The sequence below is a fragment of the Pseudomonas parasichuanensis genome, assembly GCF_021601385.1.
GTDB lineage: Bacteria > Pseudomonadota > Gammaproteobacteria > Pseudomonadales > Pseudomonadaceae > Aquipseudomonas > Aquipseudomonas parasichuanensis.
Genome location: NZ_BQHO01000018.1, coordinates 96721 through 116564 on the forward strand (window position 1 = coordinate 96721; position 19844 = coordinate 116564).

Annotated in this window: 19 protein-coding genes; 9 read left to right on the forward strand and 10 right to left on the reverse strand. The window is 61.7% G+C overall.

Annotated elements, in window-relative coordinates; all coding sequences use genetic code 11:
• The first annotated feature begins 7 nt into the window (after positions 1 to 7).
• On the forward strand, positions 8 to 316 hold the full coding sequence (locus tag L6D77_RS15790) for a tetratricopeptide repeat protein (protein WP_151030133.1): 309 nt from the start codon (positions 8 to 10) through the stop codon (positions 314 to 316).
• Between the two features lie 119 nt (positions 317 to 435).
• Here the strand turns inward: L6D77_RS15790 and L6D77_RS15795 are convergent, their stop codons facing one another.
• A complete protein-coding gene (locus L6D77_RS15795) occupies positions 436 to 1323 on the reverse strand; it encodes a lysophospholipid acyltransferase (RefSeq protein ID WP_023629851.1) in 888 nt (295 codons plus the stop codon).
• A gap of 41 nt (positions 1324 to 1364) precedes the next feature.
• Positions 1365 to 1916: a DNA-3-methyladenine glycosylase I gene (locus L6D77_RS15800; RefSeq protein ID WP_232884340.1), complete on the reverse strand. Its 552-nt coding sequence runs from the start codon at positions 1914 to 1916 to the stop codon at positions 1365 to 1367.
• Between the two features lie 83 nt (positions 1917 to 1999).
• Here L6D77_RS15800 and glyQ point away from each other — a divergent pair, with 83 nt between their 5' ends.
• The 4 genes from glyQ to L6D77_RS15820 all read left to right on the forward strand — a co-directional run bounded on the left by glyQ (position 2000) and on the right by L6D77_RS15820 (position 6360).
• Positions 2000 to 2947, forward strand: a complete 948-nt coding sequence (gene glyQ, locus L6D77_RS15805; protein WP_060507781.1) for a glycine--tRNA ligase subunit alpha — start codon at positions 2000 to 2002, stop codon at positions 2945 to 2947.
• Entirely contained in the window at positions 2944 to 4995 is a 2052-nt protein-coding gene (glyS, locus tag L6D77_RS15810) for a glycine--tRNA ligase subunit beta (RefSeq protein ID WP_232884339.1), read from the forward strand. Before glyQ ends, glyS begins: the two co-directional genes overlap by 4 nt.
• A 3-nt stretch (positions 4996 to 4998) precedes the next feature.
• Positions 4999 to 5526 carry a D-glycero-beta-D-manno-heptose 1,7-bisphosphate 7-phosphatase gene (gmhB, locus tag L6D77_RS15815; protein WP_232884338.1) on the forward strand — a complete coding sequence of 176 codons (528 nt, stop codon included), beginning with the start codon at positions 4999 to 5001 and terminating at the stop codon, positions 5524 to 5526.
• A gap of 63 nt (positions 5527 to 5589) precedes the next feature.
• Positions 5590 to 6360 carry a lysophospholipid acyltransferase family protein gene (locus L6D77_RS15820; protein WP_232884337.1) on the forward strand — a complete coding sequence of 257 codons (771 nt, stop codon included), beginning with the start codon at positions 5590 to 5592 and terminating at the stop codon, positions 6358 to 6360.
• A 218-nt stretch (positions 6361 to 6578) separates the two neighbouring features.
• Here the strand turns inward: L6D77_RS15820 and L6D77_RS15825 are convergent, their stop codons facing one another.
• Together L6D77_RS15825 and L6D77_RS15830 are read right to left on the reverse strand one after the other, a co-directional pair.
• A complete protein-coding gene (locus L6D77_RS15825) occupies positions 6579 to 8198 on the reverse strand; it encodes an MFS transporter (RefSeq protein WP_232884336.1) in 1620 nt (539 codons plus the stop codon).
• A gap of 97 nt (positions 8199 to 8295) precedes the next feature.
• On the reverse strand, positions 8296 to 9945 hold the full coding sequence (locus tag L6D77_RS15830) for a GMC family oxidoreductase (RefSeq protein WP_232884335.1): 1650 nt from the start codon (positions 9943 to 9945) through the stop codon (positions 8296 to 8298).
• 239 nt (positions 9946 to 10184) lie between these two features.
• Here L6D77_RS15830 and L6D77_RS15835 point away from each other — a divergent pair, with 239 nt between their 5' ends.
• Complete coding sequence (locus tag L6D77_RS15835; RefSeq protein WP_125462026.1) at positions 10185 to 11072, forward strand: LysR family transcriptional regulator; 888 nt, start codon at positions 10185 to 10187, stop codon at positions 11070 to 11072.
• On the opposite strand, the gene L6D77_RS15840 is transcribed toward L6D77_RS15835, so the two are convergent.
• From L6D77_RS15840 to L6D77_RS15850, 3 genes are read right to left on the reverse strand one after another with little or no spacing between them, the layout of a single operon-like run.
• Positions 11061 to 11879: a sulfite exporter TauE/SafE family protein gene (locus L6D77_RS15840; RefSeq protein ID WP_232884334.1), complete on the reverse strand. Its 819-nt coding sequence runs from the start codon at positions 11877 to 11879 to the stop codon at positions 11061 to 11063. The genes L6D77_RS15835 and L6D77_RS15840 overlap by 12 nt on opposite strands.
• Positions 11876 to 13156, reverse strand: a complete 1281-nt coding sequence (locus L6D77_RS15845) for an NAD(P)/FAD-dependent oxidoreductase (RefSeq protein ID WP_232884333.1) — start codon at positions 13154 to 13156, stop codon at positions 11876 to 11878. The genes L6D77_RS15840 and L6D77_RS15845 overlap by 4 nt, the downstream gene beginning before the upstream one ends.
• 40 nt (positions 13157 to 13196) lie before the next feature.
• Entirely contained in the window at positions 13197 to 14081 is an 885-nt protein-coding gene (locus L6D77_RS15850; RefSeq protein ID WP_232884332.1) for an MBL fold metallo-hydrolase, read from the reverse strand.
• Between the two features lie 245 nt (positions 14082 to 14326).
• Here L6D77_RS15850 and L6D77_RS15855 point away from each other — a divergent pair, with 245 nt between their 5' ends.
• Positions 14327 to 15625, forward strand: coding sequence for a sigma-54 interaction domain-containing protein (locus tag L6D77_RS15855; RefSeq protein ID WP_232884413.1), 1299 nt, complete (start codon positions 14327 to 14329; stop codon positions 15623 to 15625).
• Positions 15626 to 15730: 105 nt separating this feature from the next.
• Here L6D77_RS15855 and L6D77_RS15860 read toward each other — a convergent pair whose 3' ends face one another.
• Entirely contained in the window at positions 15731 to 16648 is a 918-nt protein-coding gene (locus tag L6D77_RS15860) for an AEC family transporter (protein WP_232884331.1), read from the reverse strand.
• Positions 16645 to 17661, reverse strand: coding sequence for a TauD/TfdA family dioxygenase (locus L6D77_RS15865; RefSeq protein ID WP_232884330.1), 1017 nt, complete (start codon positions 17659 to 17661; stop codon positions 16645 to 16647). Before L6D77_RS15865 ends, L6D77_RS15860 begins: the two co-directional genes overlap by 4 nt.
• Before the next feature lie 509 nt (positions 17662 to 18170).
• Here L6D77_RS15865 and L6D77_RS15870 point away from each other — a divergent pair.
• Both L6D77_RS15870 and L6D77_RS15875 read left to right on the forward strand, forming a co-directional pair.
• Positions 18171 to 18500, forward strand: a complete 330-nt coding sequence (locus tag L6D77_RS15870; RefSeq protein ID WP_198754084.1) for a hypothetical protein — start codon at positions 18171 to 18173, stop codon at positions 18498 to 18500.
• A gap of 60 nt (positions 18501 to 18560) precedes the next feature.
• Positions 18561 to 19130 carry a hypothetical protein gene (locus L6D77_RS15875; RefSeq protein ID WP_232884329.1) on the forward strand — a complete coding sequence of 190 codons (570 nt, stop codon included), beginning with the start codon at positions 18561 to 18563 and terminating at the stop codon, positions 19128 to 19130.
• 257 nt (positions 19131 to 19387) lie between these two features.
• Here the strand turns inward: L6D77_RS15875 and L6D77_RS15880 are convergent.
• Positions 19388 to 19844 (reverse strand): hypothetical protein (locus L6D77_RS15880; RefSeq protein WP_236170092.1); only part of this gene is annotated, 457 nt, incomplete at its 5' end.

A 19844-nucleotide genomic window follows, 5' to 3' on the forward strand; every position in this document is an offset into this window, starting at 1 on the left:
GCAGGGCATGCGCGAATCGCTGGAGAAGATGCTGGCCAAGGGTGTGGATAACCCGCTGCTGCGCTTCGGCCTGGGCAAGGCCTGGCTGGATGAGGGCAATGGCACTGAGGCGGCGGTGCACCTGGCCAGTTGCGTGAAGCAGGACCCCAAGTATTCGGCGGCGTGGAAGCTGCTGGGCAAGGCCTATCAGCTGCAGGGTGACCTGGCTGGAGCACGCAAGGCCTGGGAGGAGGGGATCGAGGCGGCGCAGGCCCATGGGGACAAGCAGGCCGAGAAAGAGATGACGGTGTTCTTGAAGAAGTTGAACAAAATCTGAGATTGCCGGGGGCTGCTTTGCAGCCCTTTCGCGGCACAAGGCCGCTCCTACAGTTGACCGCGATCCCCTTTAGGAGCGGCCTTGTGCCGCGAAAGGGGCGCAAAGCGCCCCCAAAAATCTCAATACCAACGCGCCTCGCCCGCCGGGCGCTTCTTGAAGCGCTTCATGCTCCACATGTACTGGCTCGGGTACTCGCGCACATAGCGCTCGACCACCTTGCTCATGGCCGCCGCCGATTCATTCACATCGGTGCTGTACATGGCCTCTGGCGCCGCTTCCAGGAACACCTTGAAGCCTGAACCATCCGGCAGGCGCAGGGCATGCAGGAACACCCCGACCGCCTTGCCACCCGCCAGCATGTTCGGCACGAACTTGCTGGTCAGCGCCTGGGTGCCGAGGAACGGCACGAACACACCCGCCGACTCGGCCGGCTCCGGATCGGCCGGAATCCCCACCTGGCCACCCCGGCGTACTTCCTTGATCACACTCAGAATGCCTTCCTTGGTCGAAGGCGCCACGCGGTTGCCCATCTGCACGCGCTGCTCACGCAGCAGGTCATCCACCGCCTTCAGCTTGGGTGGGCGATAGAAGATGATCGGTTTGCACTGGTTGCAATAGAAGTGGTTGAGCACTTCCCAGTTGCCCAGGTGGCTGGTGATGCCGACCACGCCCTTGCCCGAGGCCAGGGCCTGCTCCAGCACTTCCAGGCCGTGCACTTCCTTGACCAGGTCGAGCGAGCGTTGCGGCGGCCAGATCCAGGCACAGGCACTTTCGACGAACGACTTGCCGATGTCTTTCAGCGCGCGGCCCACCAGCTGCTCACGCTCGGCCGGGTCCATCTCCGGGAAGCACTTGGCCAGGTTGATGCGCACCACGTTGCGCGAGCCGTTGGGGATTTTCCACATCAGCCAGCCGATGCCGGCGCCAACGCGCTGCACCGCGCCCCAGGGCAACTTGGCGAACAGTCGCAGCACCCCGACCATCAGGGCGCCCTTGAACTTTTCCACAGGCGAATTCCTTATTTCAGCAAGGCGCGCATTGTACCCCGTCAGCGCACCAGCGCGGCGTAGCGATCGCAGTCGGTGGTGTGGTCCATGACCATGCCGGTGGCCTGCATGAAGGCGTAGCAGATGGTCGGGCCAACGAAGGTGAAGCCGGCCTTCTGCAGGGCCTTGCTCATGGCCTTGGCTTCATCGGTCACGGCCGGGACATCGCCGCGCCCCTGGAAGTGGTTGATCTTCGGCTCGCCGCCCACGAACGACCACAGCCACTCGGCCGGGTTATCCACAGCCAGCCAGGCCAGCGCATTACGGCGCACGGCCTTGAGCTTGAGGCGGTTGCGGATGATGCCGGCATCGAGCATCAGTTCCTCGATACGCTCATCGCTGAGTTGCGACAGTTTCAGCGGATCGAAGCCGTGCAACACCTCGCGATAACGCTCGCGCTTCTTCAATACCGTGATCCATGACAAACCCGCCTGGAACCCTTCGAGCAAAAGCATCTCGAACAGCAACGCCGGGTCACGCTGCGGCGTTCCCCACTCCTGATCGTGGTAGGCCTGGTACAACGGGTCGTCGGAACACCAAAAGCAGCGTGGCATAAGGCTCCAATGAGTAGAGGGCGAGGCGAAACGGGTTATACTCCCGCTCTTTACATCCGCATCCCCAGATACAGGTGAATTTCGTGAGCCAGCCTACGCCAGCCGTGCGTACCTTCCAAGACCTGATCCTCGCCCTGCAGAACTACTGGGCAGCTCAAGGTTGTGTGGTGCTTCAGCCCTACGATATGGAAGTAGGCGCCGGCACTTTCCATACCGCCACGTTCCTGCGCGCCGTCGGCCCGGAAACCTGGAACGCCGCCTATGTGCAGCCTAGCCGTCGCCCTGCCGACGGACGGTATGGCGAAAACCCCAACCGCCTGCAGCACTACTACCAGTTCCAGGTGGTGCTCAAGCCGAACCCGGCGAACTTCCAGGAGCTCTACCTGGGCTCGCTGAAAGCCATCGGTATCGACCCACTGGTTCACGACATTCGCTTCGTCGAAGACAACTGGGAATCGCCAACCCTCGGCGCCTGGGGCCTGGGCTGGGAAATCTGGCTGAACGGCATGGAGGTGACCCAGTTCACCTACTTCCAGCAGGTCGGCGGCATCGAGTGCTACCCGGTCACTGGTGAAATCACCTACGGCCTGGAGCGCCTGGCCATGTACATCCAGGGCGTGGACTCGGTCTACGACCTGGTATGGGCCGACGGCCCGTTCGGCAAGGTCACCTACGGCGACGTGTTCCACCAGAACGAAGTGGAGCAGTCGACCTACAACTTCGAGCACGCCAACGTCGAGAAGCTGTTCGAACTGTTCGACTTCTACGAAAGCGAAGCGAACCGCCTGATCAAGCTGGAGCTGCCGCTGCCGACCTATGAAATGGTCCTGAAGGCCTCGCACACCTTCAACCTGCTGGACGCCCGCCGCGCCATCTCGGTGACCGAGCGCCAGCGCTACATCCTGCGTGTGCGCACGCTCGCCCGTGACGTGGCGCAAAGCTATCTGCAAGCCCGCGCACGCCTGGGCTTCCCGATGGCCACCCCTGAACTGCGTGACGAAGTGTTGGCTAAGCTGGAGGCTGCACAATGAGTGCTCAAGATTTCCTGGTTGAACTGGGCACCGAAGAGCTGCCACCCAAGGCCCTCGCCTCGCTGGGCGACGCCTTCCTCGCCGGTATCGAGAAAGGCCTGCAGGCCGCCGGCCTGAACTACACCGCCAAGCACGTCTATGCCGCGCCGCGCCGCCTGGCCGTGCTGATTCGCCAGCTCGACGTGCAGCAGCCGGACCGCAGCATCAACATCGACGGCCCGCCCATGCAGGCTGCCTTCAAAGACGGCGAGCCGACCCAGGCTGCCCTGGGCTTCGCCAAGAAGTGCGGTGTTGAGCTGTCGGACATCGACCAGAGCGGCGCCAAGCTGCGCTTCTCCCAGCACATCCCGGGCAAGGCGACCGCCAGCCTGCTGCCGACCATCATCGAAGACTCGCTCAACGACCTGCCGATCCCCAAGCGCATGCGCTGGGGCGCCAGCCGTGAAGAGTTCGTGCGCCCGACCCAGTGGCTGGTGATGCTGCTTGGCGACCAGGTCGTCGACTGCACCATCCTCGCCCAGAAGGCCGGCCGTGAGTCCCGTGGCCACCGCTTCCACCACCCGGAAAACGTGGTGATCACCACCCCGGCCAACTACGTCGAAGACCTGCGCAAAGCCTACGTGCTGGCCGACTTCGCCGAGCGTCGCGAGCTGATCAGCAAGCGCACCGCGGAACTGGCCATGCAGCAGGAAGGCACCGCGATCGTGCCGCCGGCGCTGCTGGACGAAGTGACCGCGCTGGTCGAGTGGCCGGTGCCGCTGGTGTGCTCGTTCGAGGAGCGTTTCCTCGAGGTGCCGCAGGAAGCCCTGATCACCACCATGCAGGACAACCAGAAGTACTTCTGCCTGCTGGACAACGAAGGCAAGCTGCTGCCGCGCTTCATCACCGTGGCCAACGTCGAGAGCCGCGACCCGAAGCAGATCGTGCAGGGCAACGAAAAGGTCGTGCGCCCGCGCCTGACCGATGCCGAGTTCTTCTTCAAGCAGGACAAGAAGCAGCCGCTGGAAAGCTTCAACGAGCGCCTGAAGAACGTGGTGTTCCAGGCTCAGCTGGGCACCGTGTTCGAAAAGGCCGAGCGCGTCTCCAAGCTGGCCGCCTTCATTGCCCCGTACCTCGGTGGCAGCGCCGCCAACGCCGGCCGTGCCGGCCTGCTGTCCAAGTGCGACCTGGCCTCGGAAATGGTCGGCGAGTTCCCTGAGATGCAGGGCATCGCCGGCTACTACTACGCCCTCAACGATGGCGAGCCAGAAGACGTCGCCCTGGCGCTGAACGAGCAGTACATGCCACGCGGTGCTGGCGCCGAGCTGCCGCAGACCCTCACCGGTGCTGCCGTGGCCATCGCCGACAAGCTCGACACCCTGGTCGGCATCTTCGGCATCGGCATGCTGCCTACCGGCAGCAAAGACCCGTACGCCCTGCGCCGTGCCGCCCTCGGCGTGCTGCGTATCCTGATCGACAAGCAGCTGGACCTGGACCTGACCCTTGCGGTCGAGTTCGCGGTCAAGCAGTTCGGCGCCAAGGTGAAAGCCGCCGGCCTGTCCGAGCAGGTGCTGGAATTCATCTTCGACCGCCTGCGTGCGCGTTACGAAGACGAAGGCATCGACGTGGCCACCTACCTGTCGGTGCGTGCCCTGAAGCCAGGTTCTGCCCTGGACTTCGACCAGCGCGTGCAGGCCGTGCAGGCGTTCCGCAAGCTGCCGGAAGCCGGTGCCCTGGCCGCGGCCAACAAGCGTGTATCGAACCTGCTGAGCAAGGCCGAAGGCGCCATTGCCGACCAGGTCGAGCCGAAGTACTTCGACAACGCCAACGAGTTCTCGCTGTACTCGGCCATCCAGCAGGCCGACCAGGCCGTGCAACCGATGGCCGCCGCGCGTCAGTACAACGAAGCGCTGGCCCGCCTGGCCGCCCTGCGCGACCCGGTGGACGCCTTCTTCGAGGCGGTGCTGGTCAACGCCGAGGACGCCAAGGTGCGCGCCAACCGTTATGCCTTGCTCAGCCGCCTGCGCGGCCTGTTCCTGGGCGTGGCCGACATTTCGCTGCTGGGGTAAGCCTTGAAACTGCTGATTCTCGATCGTGACGGAGTGATCAATCACGACTCCGACGCCTACATCAAGTCGCTGGACGAGTGGATCCCCATCCCCGGCTCGATCGAGGCCATCGCGCAGTTGAGCAAGGCCGGCTGGACGGTGGCCGTGGCCACCAACCAGTCCGGCATTGCCCGCGGCTATTACTCGCTGGCAACCCTCGAGGCCATGCATGCGCGCCTGCGCGCGCTGGTGGCCGAGCAGGGTGGCGAGGTGGGCTACATCGTGCATTGCCCGCATGGGCCGGACGAGGGCTGCGAATGCCGCAAGCCCAAGCCCGGCATGCTGCGGGCGATTGCCGAGCACTACCAGGTGCCGCTGACCGGCGTGTGGTTCGTCGGTGACAGCAAAGGTGACCTGGAGGCGGCGCTGGCCGTCGATGCACAACCCGTGTTGGTGAAAACCGGCAAGGGTGAGCGGATGCTCGAAAAGGGCATCCCGCAGAACACACTGATTTTTGACGATCTGGCCGCCATCGCCAGACAACTCATTTAAATAGCGCGCCCCGGTGGCGCGCTGTTCCTTAGGCGGGCCTGCCCCGCAACGGTACATGCCACTATGTCGATCCTGCAGGCGATCAGAATCTTTCTTTTTTACCTGCTGTTGGGCACCAGTTCGCTGCTGTGGTGCTCGCTGAGCTTCTTTGTTGCACCGTTCTTGCCGTTCGCCAAGCGCTATCGGTTCATCAACGTGTACTGGTGCCGCTGCGCGCTGTTCCTGGTGCGCACGATCCTGGGCATCGATTACAAGATCACCGGTGCCGAGCACGTACCGAAAGTGCCCTGCGTGATCTTGTCGAACCACCAGAGCACCTGGGAGACGTTCTTCCTGTCGGCCTATTTCTCGCCGCTGAGCCAGGTGCTCAAGCGCGAGCTGCTGTACGTACCGTTCTTCGGCTGGGCCATGGCCATGCTGCGACCGATCGCCATTGACCGGAAAAACCCGAAAGAGGCCCTGCGCCAGGTTGCCAGCCAGGGCGACGAGCTGCTCAAGCAGGGCACCTGGGTGCTGATCTTCCCCGAAGGCACCCGCGTGCCCCACGGCCAGATCGGCAAGTTCTCCCGCGGTGGTACCGCGCTTGCGGTGAACGCGGGCCTGCCGGTGCTGCCGATTGCCCACAACGCCGGCAAGTTCTGGCCCCGTGAGGGCTGGGGCAAGCGCTCGGGCACCATCGAGGTGGTGATCGGTGAACCGATGTATGCGGTAGGCACCGGGCCACGCGCCATTGCCGAGCTCAACGACCGTGCCCAGGCCTGGAACGAAGCGGCCCAGCGGGCCATGGGTTCGCTGCCGCCGGTGGCTGAAAACCCTGAGCAGCAGCCGGCCTGACGATCTGTGGATAACTTGTTAGCAAGTTTTGCATGAGTCGTCTGAAATAGATGCTAAGTGATTGAATTAGCTATTTATTTCTCTGTATGACGTTTTTGCGAAAATCGTGCATAAGTTTTTTCGCGCTATAAAAAAACCGGCTTTTACGCCGGTTTTTTTGTGCCTCGAGATCGGAGCTGGGGCCTTCGCGGGTAAACCCGCGAAAGGGTCCGCACTATTCACACCTTATCGATATCCACATCCTTGGTTTCTTTCAGGCAGAAGATCCCCACCACCAGGCTCACCCCAGTGATCAACACCGGGTACCACAGTCCGTAGAAGATATCCCCGGTGTACACCACCAACGCGAACGACACCGTCGGCAGGAAGCCACCGAACCAGCCGTTGCCGATGTGGTAGGGCAGCGACATCGAGGTGTAGCGGATGCGTGTAGGAAACAGCTCGACCATCACCGCCGCCAGTGGCCCGTAGGTCATGGTGGCGATCAGGATCATGGCGACGATCAGCACCACCACCATCACCTGGTTCACCTGGGCGGGATCAGCTTTGGCCGGGTAGCCGGCCGCTTCGATGGCGCTACGCATGGCCGCTTCGTCGAAGCCATTGATGGTCTTGTCGCCGATGTTCACCGAAACGTCACTGCCCGTGACTGCAACCGAGCTGTAGGGCAGGCCCTGCTTGACCAGGAAGGTCTTGACCTTGTCGCACGGGCTGTCGAAACGCGCCTTGCCCACCGGGTCGAACTGGAAGGTGCAGCCCTGCGGGTTGGCACTCACCACGATCGGTGCCTGGCGGCTGGCGGCGTCGATCTGCGGGTTGGCGTAATGGCTCAGCGCCTTGAACATCGGGAAGTAGCACAGGGTGGCCAGCAGCAGGCCGAGCATCAGGATCGGCTTGCGCCCGACGCGGTCCGACAGCCAGCCGAAGAACACGAAGAACGGCGCGCCGATGATCACGCTGATGATCAACAGGGTGTTGGCTTGGGCCGGGTCCATCTTGAGCATCTGGGTCATGAAGAACAGCACGTAGAACTGTGCGGTATAGAAGGTCACCGCCTGCCCGGCGTTGATGCTGAACAGCGCGGTCAGCACCACCTTGAGGTTGGGCCACGAGGTGAACGACTCACGGATCGGCGACTTGCTCACCTTGCCCTGGGCCTTCATTTTCACGAAGGCCGGCGACTCGTGCATGCTCATGCGGATCCAGGTGGAGATCGCCAGCAGGAAGATCGACAGCAGGAACGGCAAGCGCCAGCCCCAGGCTTCGAACTGGTCGCCGCTGATGTAGCGGCTGGCCAGCACCACGGTCAGCGACAGCAAAAGGCCAAGGGTGGCGGTGGACTGGATGAAGCCGGTGTGGAAACCACGCTTGCCGTGGGGTGCGTGTTCGGCCACATAGGTGGCGGCGCCGCCATATTCACCGCCCAGGGCCAGGCCCTGGAGCATGCGCAGGATCACCAGGATGATGGGTGCGGCAATGCCGATGCTGGCGTAGGTGGGCAGCAGGCCGACCGCGAAGGTCGACAGGCCCATCAGTACGATGGTGACCAGGAAGGTGTACTTGCGCCCGATCATGTCACCGAGGCGGCCGAACACCAGGGCGCCGAACGGTCGCACCAAAAAGCCGGCGGCGAAGGCCATCAGGGCAAAGATGAAGGCGGTGGTGTCGTTGACCCCAGCGAAGAACTGCTTGCTGATGACCGCGGCCAGCGCGCCATAGAGAAAGAAGTCATACCACTCGAACACCGTCCCGAGGGATGACGCGAAAATGATCTTGCGTTCTTCACGACCGCTGGAGCTGCTGGCCGCCGCCCCCTGTTCCTGGATGTAATCCGACATCGTTGCTGTCCTCGGCCCGAGGGCCACAGTGATTATTCTTGTTGTTCCACTGCCGACGGCCTGCGACCACGCGCCGTCGCTGTTGCAAACACCCGGGTCAGGGCGTCGGTATCGCGCTGGTGTCGCTGAGGTTGGTCTGGGTAGGGGCCCCCTTGAGGATCAGTTGCGCCGCCTTCTCGGCGATCATCAACGTGGGTGAACAGGTATTGCCGGAGACGATCTGCGGCATGATCGAAGCGTCGGCCACGCGCAGGCCGGGAATGCCGTGCACGCGCAGCTGGTTATCCACAACGTCCAGCGCGCCATTGCCCATGCGGCAGGTGCCCACCGGGTGGAAGATGGTGGTGCCGATCTGGCCGGCGGCCTGGTGCAAGTCTTCTTCGCTTTGCAGGGCCGGGCCCGGCAGGTATTCGCGAGGGGCGAAGGCGGCCAGGGCAGGGGCCTGGACGATGCGCCGGGTCATGCGGATGGCGTCTGCCGCCACCTGCAGGTCTTCGGGCGCACTGAGGTAGTTGGGGTCGATCAGGGGTGTGGCGGTCATGTCCGCCGAGCGGATATCGATACGCCCACGGCTGACCGGGCGCAGGTTGCACACCGAGGCGGTGAAGGCCGGGAAGCGATGCAGCGGCTCGCCGAAGCGCTCCAGCGACAGGGGCTGCACGTGGTATTGCAGGTTGGCGGTGGCCTGCTGCGGGCTGGAACGCACGAAGGCCCCCAGCTGGCTCGGCGCCATGGCCAGCGGGCCGCTGCGGTCATAGGCGTAGCGCAGGCCCATGCCTAGCTTGCCCCACAGGCTGTTGGCCATCTGGTTGAGGGTGCGGGTGTTTTGGATCTGGTAGATCAGCCGTAGCTGCAGGTGGTCCTGCAGGTTGCCGCCGACGCCGGGCATGTCGTGCCGAACGCCGATACCCAGCCCTTCAAGCAACTTGCGTGGGCCGATGCCCGAACGTTGCAGGATGCCGGGCGAACCCACGGAACCGGCACAAAGAATGATCTCGCGGCGTGTACCGAACTCATGCCACGCGCCTTGCCAACGCGCTTTCACCGCCCGGGCGCGGGTGTTGTTGAGCAGCACCTGATCGACCTCGACGCCGGTCAGTACGGTCAGGTTGGGGCGTTTGAGAATGGGTTTGAGAAAGGCCTTGGCCGAATTCCAGCGCACACCGCGGCGTTGGTTGACCTGGAAGTATCCACAGCCGGCGTTGTCGCCGGTGTTGAAGTCGTCGACCTTGCCGATGCCACTCTGCTCGGCGGCATCGCGGAAGGCGTCGAGGATCGGCCAGCTGTAGCGTTGCTGCTCGACCCGCCATTCGCCTTCAGCACCGTGGCTGTCGCTGGCGCCGGCGAAGTGGTTTTCGCTTTGCTTGAACAACGGCAGCACGTCCTTCCATGCCCAGCCGTCGTTGCCAAGCTCTGCCCAACGGTCGTAGTCGGCGGCCTGGCCGCGCATGTAGATCATGCCGTTGATCGAAGAACAACCGCCGAGCACCTTGCCCCGTGGATAACCCAGGGCGCGGCCGTTAAGCCCGGGTTGGGCCTCGGTCTTGAAGCACCAGTCGGTGCGGGGGTTGCCGATGCAGTAGAGGTAACCGACGGGGATGTGGATCCAGGGATAGTTGTCGCGGCCACCGGCTTCCAGCAGCAGGACGCGGCAGGCAGGGTCGGCGGACAAACGATTGGCCAGCAGGCAACCGGCGGGCCCGGCACCCACGACCACGTAGTCGTAGACAGAATCGGCTGATGGCATGTGCAACCTCGCGCCTGATTATTATTCTTGTCCCGGTCCATCTTATTGATTAATTTCGCCGGGGAAACACGAGATTTTGCGCAGCCGTTGTGCGTTTTAGCACAGCGGTCAGCCTGTACCGGCCTCTTCGCGGGCAAGCCCGCTCCCACAGGGATCGCGCTGCTTTCGTAACAGCGACGAACCTGTGGGAGCGGGCTTGCCCGCGAAAAGGCCGGAACGAACTGCCAAAAAGGATCAGCATGTTCGACTGGAACGATCTGCGGTTTTTCCTCGAGTTGCAGCGTAGCGGCCGGTTGCTGACCGCCGCCAAGCGCCTCAATACCACCCACAGCACCGTGGCCCGGCATATCGAGAGCATCGAGAAAAGCCTGGGCACGGCGCTGTTCGTCCAGCACGCCCAGGGCTACGACCTCACCCCCTCCGGCCAGGCACTGCTCAAGCACGCCGAGGCCATGGAGAACGTCGCCCTGCTGGCGCAGGAAGAGATCACCCAGGCCATCACCCCGCTGGGCAAGATTCGCCTGGGGGTCACCGAAGGCATCGGCATCATGTTCTTCACCCCGCGGATGAACGCGCTGTTCGAGCGCTACCCGGGGCTGGAAGTGGAGCTGGTGGCGGTGCCGCGCTTCGTCAGCATCCTCAACCGCGAGGCCGAAATCAGCATCCACCTGGAGCGCCCCAACGCCGACCTGCTGATCACCCGCAAGCTCACCGACTACCGCCTGGCGCTGTATGCCAGCCAGGCGTACCTGGACCGCGCACCGCCGCTGCGTAACCGCGAGGACCTGGCCCGGCACAGCTGGATCGGTTACGTCGACGACCTGCTGTTCAGCCAGGAGCTGCTGTTCCTCAACAGCTTCTGCCGCTCACCCAGCGTGGCGTTTCGCAGCACCAGTGTGATCGCCCAGCAGCACGCCGCCCAGGCCGGGCTGGGCATTGCCGTGCTGCCCAACTACATGGCCCGCCACGACCCGAAGCTGGTGCGGGTGCTGCCCAGCGAAACCATCCAGCGCAGCTACTGGATCTGCACCCGCCGCGAACTGCACAAGTCGGTGCGCCTGCGGGTGGTGTGGGATTACCTGCTGGCGCTGTGCGCCGCCGAGCAGGATGAACTGCTAGCCGAGTAGCGCCTTGCCGGCCAACAGCACGGCGGCGCTGATACCGGCCACGGCGAACAGCTGCTGCAGGCGTGGGCCGGCGATGCGGGCGGCCAGCGGCCGCGCCAGCAGCAGGCCGACGACCGCGCCGATGGCGAAGGGCACGCCCACCTGCCAGTGCATGACACCCGCCACGCTGGCGCTCACCACACTACCGGTGGACACCAGGGCGATCACGGCCAACGAAGTGGCGACGATGCTTGTCATGCGCAGGTTGGTGTAGCGGTTCAACGCCGGGATGATCACGAAGCCACCGCCCACACCCAGCAGGCCGGACAGCAATCCCGACATCAAGCCGGTAAAGGCCAGGGCCCTGGCGCAGGGCAGGGTCCAGCGCAAACGGCCCTGCAAAGGGTTGAGCACGCAGGGCTCGATGAATCGATGGGCGTCATTGGCGTCGCCGCGCAGTTGCCTGGCCGCCTTGCGCCAGATGCGCAGGCAGGCGTAAACCAGCACCCCGGCGAACACCAGCGCCAAGGGTGTATTGGGCAATCGATGGGCGAGCATCAGGCCGAAGGGCGCGGCGGCGATGCCGATCAGGGCGATGAACAGGGCCGCGCGATAACGGACCAAGCCTTCACGCAGGCCGAGCACAGCGCCCACCGCCGCCGCCAGGCCCACGGCGAGCAGGCCGATCGGCGCCGCCTCGACCATGCTCAGGCCCAGGCCGAAGACCAGCAGTGGCACCGCGAGGATGCCACCGCCGGCACCGGTCAGTGCCAGCACCGCGCCAATGATCGCGCCGAGCCCGGCGCCCAGCAACTGATGTTCGATCACTGCTGCGCCTCGACCACCAGCGGCTGGGGCCGCGCCATCCATTCACGGCCCTTGAGCATGGCCTTCCAGTACAGCGGCGGCAGGATCTGCGCTTTCAACAGCCAGGCCAGGCGAGTCGGCTTGCGCCCGTCGAGCAGCCAGCGCGGGAAGCTCGGCGCGACTTTGCCACCATAGGTGAACTCGGCCAGGACGATCTTGCCGCGCTCCACCGTCAACGGGCAGGAGCCATAGCCGTCGTATTGCGCCAGGGTAGGTAGCCGGCCGAGCGCCACCAGCACGTTGTTGGCCACCACCGGCGCTTGTTTGCGCGCGGCGGCGGCAGTCTTGGCATTGCTGGTGTTGGCCACGTCACCCAGGGCGTGGATATTGCCGAACTGGCGGTGGCGCAACGTGTGCGGGTCGACATCGACCCAACCGGCGGCATCGGCCAGCGGGCTTTGGCGGATGAAATCCGGGGCCACTTGCGGCGGTACCACGTGCAGCATATCGAAGGCTTCGACGCGGGTTTCGCTGCTGCCGTCGGGCAGGGTGCGGACGAAGGTGGCGCGTTTGTTCGGGCCGTCCACGGCAGTGAGACGGTGTTGATAGTTGAGGTCGACGCCGTACTTGTCGATGTAGCTCATCAACGCTGGCACGTAGTCCGGCACGCCGAACAGCACGGCGCCTGCGTTGAAGAAGCTGGCCCGGACATCGCCAAGTCGGCCGTGGCGCAACCAGTGGTCGCACGACAGGTACAGCGCTTTCTGCGGTGCACCGGCACATTTGATCGGCATCGGCGGCTGGGTGAACAGGGCCCGGCCTTGCTTGAGGTTCTGCACCAGCTCCCAGGTGTAGGGCGCCAGGTCGTAGCGGTAGTTGGAGGTGACGCCGTTACGGCCGAGGGTTTCGCTCAGGCCGTCGATGGCGCTCCAGTCCAGCTTCAGCCCGGGGCACACCACCAGCTGTTCGTAACTGACGCCACGGCCATCGTCGAGGATCACCAGTTGCGCCTGGGGGTCGAAGCCGTCTACCCGGGCCTTGATCCAGCGCACGCCACGGGGCAGGGTGGCGGCCATGGTGTGGGCGGTGCTCGGTGCCTTGAACACACCGGCGCCGACCATGGTCCAGCCAGGCTGGTAGTAGTGCACATCGGCAGGGTCGACCAAGGCGATATCCAGTGACGGGTCACGGGCGATCAGGCTCGAGGCGGTGGCGATACCGGCGGCACCGGCACCGACGATCACCACTTTGTGGTGGTCGGCACAGGAGGAATCGGCAGGGGACAGCAAGGCAGGCATGGCGGTGTTCCTTTGAATCTCGTTATGTGGGTGATGCGCTTTACAGTTTGTTCAGCGGGATCTTCAGGTAGCTCACGCCGTTTTCCTCGGGCTCGGGATACTGGCCGCTGCGCATGTTGATCTGTACCGATGGCAGGATCAGCACGGGCATGTCCAGGGTCTTGTCACGGGCTTCGCGCATCGCCACGAAGCTGTCCTGGCTGACGCCTTCATGAATGTGAATGTTGTCGGCTCGTTGCTCGGCCACCGTGGTGACGTAGCGCAGCTCACGGCCGCCCGGCAGGTAGTCGTGGCACATGAACAACCGCGTCTGGTCGGGGAAGGCCAGCAGCCTGCGGATCGACTGGTACAGGGTTGTCGCGCTGGCGCCGGGGAAGTCGCAACGGGCAGTGCCGTAGTCGGGCGTGAACAGGGTGTCGCCGACGAACACGGCGGTCTCGCCGGCGTCCTGGACCATGTAGCTCATGCAGGCAGGGGTGTGCCCGGGGGTGTGCAGGGCACGGGCATGCAGGTTGCCGATACGAAAGCCTTCTTCATCGACGAACAGCACATCGAACTGGCTGCCGTCGCGGGCGAACCCGGGCTCGGCATTGAACAGCGTGCCGAACACTTTCTGCACCTGGGTGATCTGCGCACCAATGCCGGTATGGCCGCCGAGCTTTTCCTTGAGGTAGGCCGCCGCGGACAGGTGATCGGCATGCACGTGGGTTTCCAGGATCCACTGAACCTTGGCGCCCAACTCGTTCACGCGGCTAATCAGCTTGTCCGCCGAACCCGTGCAGGTGCGTCCGGACTTGGGGTCGTAGTCCAGCACGCTGTCGATCAACGCACACTGACGCGTCTCGCCGTCCATCACCAGGTAACTGATGGTCGAGGTGGTCTTGTCGAAGAATGCTTCAACATGAAGATTGTTGCCGATGATCATTACGCTCTCCAGTTATCCACCGTGCCTCCTTGAAGGCTTAGGCAGTCAACGGTGCTTTATCAAGATGCATGCCATGCCTTTCTGATGGACGCAGTGCCCGGAAGCTGCGGCTTTGCGCCGAGGCAGTCTGCGCTACGATCCCTTGCCCACCACCCAAGGTGACACTTACTGGCAGTCGACTGTCAGCCAATGGCAGTGATTGGCAGTCCTTGCTACGCTCGGCGGGTCTTTCATCTGGTGCTGTCATGCTTGCCGCTTCCCATCCCGCGATCCTCGCGCTGGTGTCTTACCTCGAACACGATGTGCTCCCAAGCATCATCCTCGACACCGACTACAACATCCTTGCCGCCAATGCTGCCTACCGCCGTCAGTTCGGCAACGACGATCATGCGCCTGTGGGCGAGAAATGCCACCGGGTCTCGCACCACTATGCGGTACCCTGCGACCAGGCCGGTGAGCACTGCCCGCTGCGCAAATCGCTGGACAGCAAAGTCCCCGAGCGTGTGCTGCATATCCACCACACACCTCGCGGCCCCGAGCATGTGGATGTAGAGCTGCGGCCGATCCTCGACGAGCAGGGCAGGGTAGTGGCCTTCGTCGAGCGCCTGACCAGCGTCACCCTGGCGTCGGCCCAACCGCAGGAGCAGGGATTGGTGGGGCGTGCAGCGGCCTTCAAGGCGGCGGTCGCCAGCCTGCAACGGGCGGCACCGGCGCAGATCCCGGTGTTGCTGCAGGGCGAGTCCGGGACCGGCAAGGAGCTGTTCGCCCGCGCGTTGCACCTGGGAAGCCCAAGAGCCAACGGGCCGCTGGTAGTGGTGGACTGTACCGGGCTGACCGAATCGTTGTTCGAGAGTGAGTTGTTCGGCTATGAAAAAGGCGCCTTCACTGGCGCCACCCAGCGCAAGATCGGGCTGGCTGAAGCGGCCCACGGCGGCACCCTGTTCCTCGACGAAATCGGCGAAGTACCGCTGGCCATGCAGGTGAAGCTGCTGCGGTTGATCGAGTCCGGCAGTTTCCGGCCGGTCGGCAGCACACGTACGGTCCATTCCGATTTTCGTCTGGTCTCGGCAACTCACAAGCCACTCAAGGAAATGGCTGCTGACGGCACGTTCCGGGAAGACCTGTACTACCGCATCAGCGGCTTCCCGATACGGTTGCCGGCCTTGCGAGAACGGGCTGAAGACTTACCTTTGCTCTGTGAAAGCCTGTTGCAAAGGATGGCGGGCAAGCAGTCACCCAAGGTCACCCTGGAAGCGCTTGAACGACTGAGCCTGCATAGCTTCCCCGGGAATATTCGCGAGCTCCGGAATATCCTGGAGCGTGCTCGCCTGTTCACCGATGACGGTCTGATCCGCCCTGAGCATCTTCCCGAGGGCATCCATCCGGTAGTTGATCACAACGCTTTGCGCGGTCGTGGGAAACATGAAATGCCTCAATTGGCCCATGCCTTGGAAACCTTCAAAGGGTCTCGAAGTGAACTGGCTGCGCATCTGGGTATGAGCGAACGTACGCTTTATCGGCGTCTAAAAGCCTTGGGACTTTGAAGCGTTCCACGTGGAACACTCTTCGGTGATTGCTCGCTCGCCAGTTCTGCACGAGCGAGCGCAGCCGCTTCAGGAGGTCAAGCACGCCTGGCCAGCGAAGCTGAACTAAAGCATCAGCGTGCCGAGGATCAGAGTGATGCTCAGCGTGGAAACCAGCGTGGTCCAAGTGATCATGGAGGCCATGGCCGGTGCGTCTCCGCCCATCTGCCTGGCCAGAATGTAGGCGTTCCCCGCACAGGGGACACAGGCATAGAGCAACGCCACATTAGCTGCCACCCCCGAAACCCCCAGTGCCAGCAGCAGCCCGAAGGTGATCATCGGCATCAGCATCAACTTCAGACCAACCACGTAAAACGTGGCAAGTACACGGTTAGCCTGAAGATTGAGCATCAGCCCCGCACCCACCGACATTAGACTCAAGGGTGTAGCCGCCCCGGCAAGGTAGCTCATGAAGTGCTCGATGGCACCGCTGACGTTAACTCCCAGGCCGTTCAATGCCAAACCAAGCATGGCTGCGATGATCAACGGGTTCTTCAGCAGTGCGCCAAACACGCCGGCCAGGGATTTCCTGCCGGTATTTGCGAAGTGGTTCATCACCAGCACACTCATCACATTGGTCAGCACTATCAGGTAAGCGACGAACACGCCGGAGAGCGCGACACCTTCCACCCCATAAAGGGAATGGGCCAGGGCAATGAACACGTAGGAGTTATAGCGAATCCCGCCCTGGAAGATCGAAGTGAACAGCTCGTTCCTGGCCTTGACGAAAGCCTGCCCTAAGAAAATCAGAACACCAACTGCCAACGTCGCCAGCATGGTGGCGGCAATGGCCGCGGAAGTTTCACCACCTGAGAAATCTGCCTTGCTGACATCCAGTATGAGCAAGGCAGGGAAGAACAGGTAATAGACCAACCTGTCCGCCTGTTTCCACCATCCATCATCATTCAGGACCCAGCGCTTGCTGGCATAGCCGACCAGGATGAGCAGGAAGATTGGCAGGATCGCGAAGAAACTCGTCATCATGGCGTTTGATCCCGTGGCAAGAATATCCGCGACTGGACCCGTTCCAGCTGACGATGACTCCAGAGACTTTTAGAGACGAAGACCCGCTGCACCCACCGTAAAGGCTTGGACAACTTATCCAAGGAAGGCTCGAAGCTATCTCGCGCGTGTAGTGTGAAACGGTTGTCGATGTACAACAGCTGCCCTGGCTTTATATCCACCGCCACCGATACCTGCCTGATCGCGTCATGGAACCGCGTCATTGCATTCGCTGCCGGCGTACTCAATGCCTCGACCATGTCCGGGTAAAACACTGCACTTACCTCAGGGAAGTCCAGATCACCGCTGAGCATCGCAACCGGCTCGGTAGCGAAGGTGCCTTGGTTTCGCCAGCGATGGGGCACCTTGATTCGATACAAGGGCTGCCGTAAACACACCACATCGGACGCTTCAAGCAGCAATAGCGCAGCACGTGCATCGGCGAGACGCGTCATGGGTCCCTGCGGGTCATGACGCACACCGGTCAACAGCAAGCCAAGCGGAGAGAAACCAGCATTCTCCATATACTTCAGCGCAGCGTTCTCGACGTGAAAGCTGAGCTCGACTTGAGAACCCAAGCCTGTGTACTCGCGCTTGGCCGAAGGGCTGGGGATAAGGTTGTTGACGATATCGGCCCCTTCAAACTGGATCGAATAGGGCTCACCGATCATAGAGGCAAACGCCATGATCAGGTTCTCACTCAGCGTGCCGCTCTTGGCTGCAGGTGTGAATACTTCTGGATCGGGGGTGGTGAAAACGGCCTCGTCGGTGGGCAGGTTCTCGAACACCAGATAGGGTTTCGGTCGCAGCGAGGCACGCTGGTTGGCCAGTACATCAATCACTCTTCGTGGCAGGTTTGAATCCGCCATGATTCGCAGATCGGTTATGTAGTTCTGTCCCCCTTGGGGGTCGTAATTGATCTTGCCGAGGGCGGCGCTCAGTTGGTTGCGCTCACTGTCGGTCAGTGGGTAAACACAGGCGGTATCCATCTCCATTTTTCTCCATCGCTATCATCTGCGTCCGAGCTTAAGGCCCGACTCTTGTGCAGGATCTAACAACGAGCAGGTGCCAAGATGTAGCAGGAAGTGCCCCCCAAGGAGGGATGAAGGGATCCGAACTGTAAGAACCTGTTCCACGTCAAACAAAAAAAGGCCAACCCTGCCGGGTTGGCCTTTCAAGGACTTACGCGCCTAGGACTGGTGTCGATGGGCACATAAATTGTCATGGCTCCCCCCGAGAAAATGGGGGTTCCACGTGGAACATGGGCGCCATAAATGTCGCGTGCGGAACCGAATTCGTGTCGTATTGCGGCTTCCTGGCCCTATTAAATGTCGTTTCAAAACCGACCTCTTCACGCTAGTAGAGCTATAGACGCGAATTTTGAGGCTCCTCCCATCCTGCCTATACAATCAAATTCTCTGTAGATAGGTTACAAATAGCTTGAAGGGTTACTGATATAGGTATACATTTACTCTCCATAACCAGATTATAGAGAGACACATTTATGAAGGCATCCCCTACCGACATCGCCAGCGCGATTGATGACATCACTCTAGGACTGGAACGGGTCCTGGTCGGATTCGCTAATCTGAAAGCCTTGCTCATCGAGGGCGAAGAAGCCCCTGAGTACGACCCACGTGACCCTGCTAACAAACATGAAGACGGCAAGCTTACGGATCGTGGAGTCGAGATCTGCTATCGCCTCTTCGATGCTGGCAAAAGTCGCTATGCAGTGGGTGCAGAGATGCAAATTTCTTTCAGTGCTGCAAACCATCGCTTTGAAGCATGGAAAAAAGAAGGAGGCCTTGGTCGCGTCAAGCAACCACTTGCGTAAGTAATCATTGGCGATTCTCCCCCCACTATCCAACGCTTAGAACCTAGAAAGGAACTCGTCATGGCCCGTACATTGCTGGATGTGCAACTAGCCAGACTGCTATACCCGCAGCTTATCGAACTCGCCACTGCCGGCCAAATTTTGACCTACGGCCAACTGATCGAACGCGCTAAAGCCCGTTACCCGGATGATCAGCGGGTAGCTAATTTGATCCCTGTAAGGATGGGGCGCATTCTCTGGGTAATTTATGACTTTGTAGAGGAGCGTCAACTGCCACGCTTGACCCTGATAATTGTCAGCGCTGAAGATCAATACCCCGGCAGCGCTATGTGGCGACATGATTGTCACGCGGAGCAGCAGCGCTGCTTTGATTTTGACTGGTCCACTGTCGATCAAGACTTTGACATGTACGGCCAACGTAGCGAGAAAGCGGTCACCCCACTACGACGCTTGCCCCGAGAGCAGGCGAAGCAACTGATGGCCGCCCATTACCGCGATCCGGCATACGTTTATCCGAGCGGCATCCGTGCTCTACGTGAAACTATCATTGAGAACATCATGAACGGCTTGTCCGTGGAGGAGGCCTTTCAAATCGAAGCGCAGCTGCTGACCTCACCGGAGCAAGAATGAGCGATAAGCCTGCTGGATCAGGTAGATCATTCAGTCCGCTCGCGCCGCCAAACGGAGTACCTCACCTGGGTTGGTGGATTTGTTAGGGGCGTGATTTGCAGAGCCTGCGAACCGGGGCATGCTTGATGAATAGGGCAGACACACAACACATCTAAGCCCTATGTTCTTGAACAAGTCGCCACTCTCGTAGGCTACGGTCGATTCATGACTGAGGGCAAAGGATCAGCTAGCGCTACTGGTACTCTGCGCCCAGCATCTCAAGCGCCATCATAGATAGCCGTAAACTCAATGTCTCGGGGGCGGATCCAGAGCTTTTGGTTTTTTGACGCTCGGTTCAGCCATCCGAAAACCAGGAAGTGCATGCCCTCTAACCTCTCCCAGCTCACACGGTGATAGCTTAGAAATGGCGAGCAAATGTCTTTTCCGACAAGCACGCTAACGTCATCCTTATCACCGGTATTGATCCAACGAGCACCGTCTTTTCCTTCACGGATATCTTGAATATCCCCCCAATATCCTCCAAATCTGTCGACATGTGCGTCATTAACATCGGAGAAGTTCACGAAAAGCTCGTGTACTCGAAAGACCCCAACACCCGGCAATTCGATGGTTTGATCTGAATTCCTGAACTCTTCCGAAAATATCAAATTCTTCAAAATGGGCCGAAGCCTACGCCGAGAAACAGCCCTTGCGCCCCCTCCATGCCCAACGTGC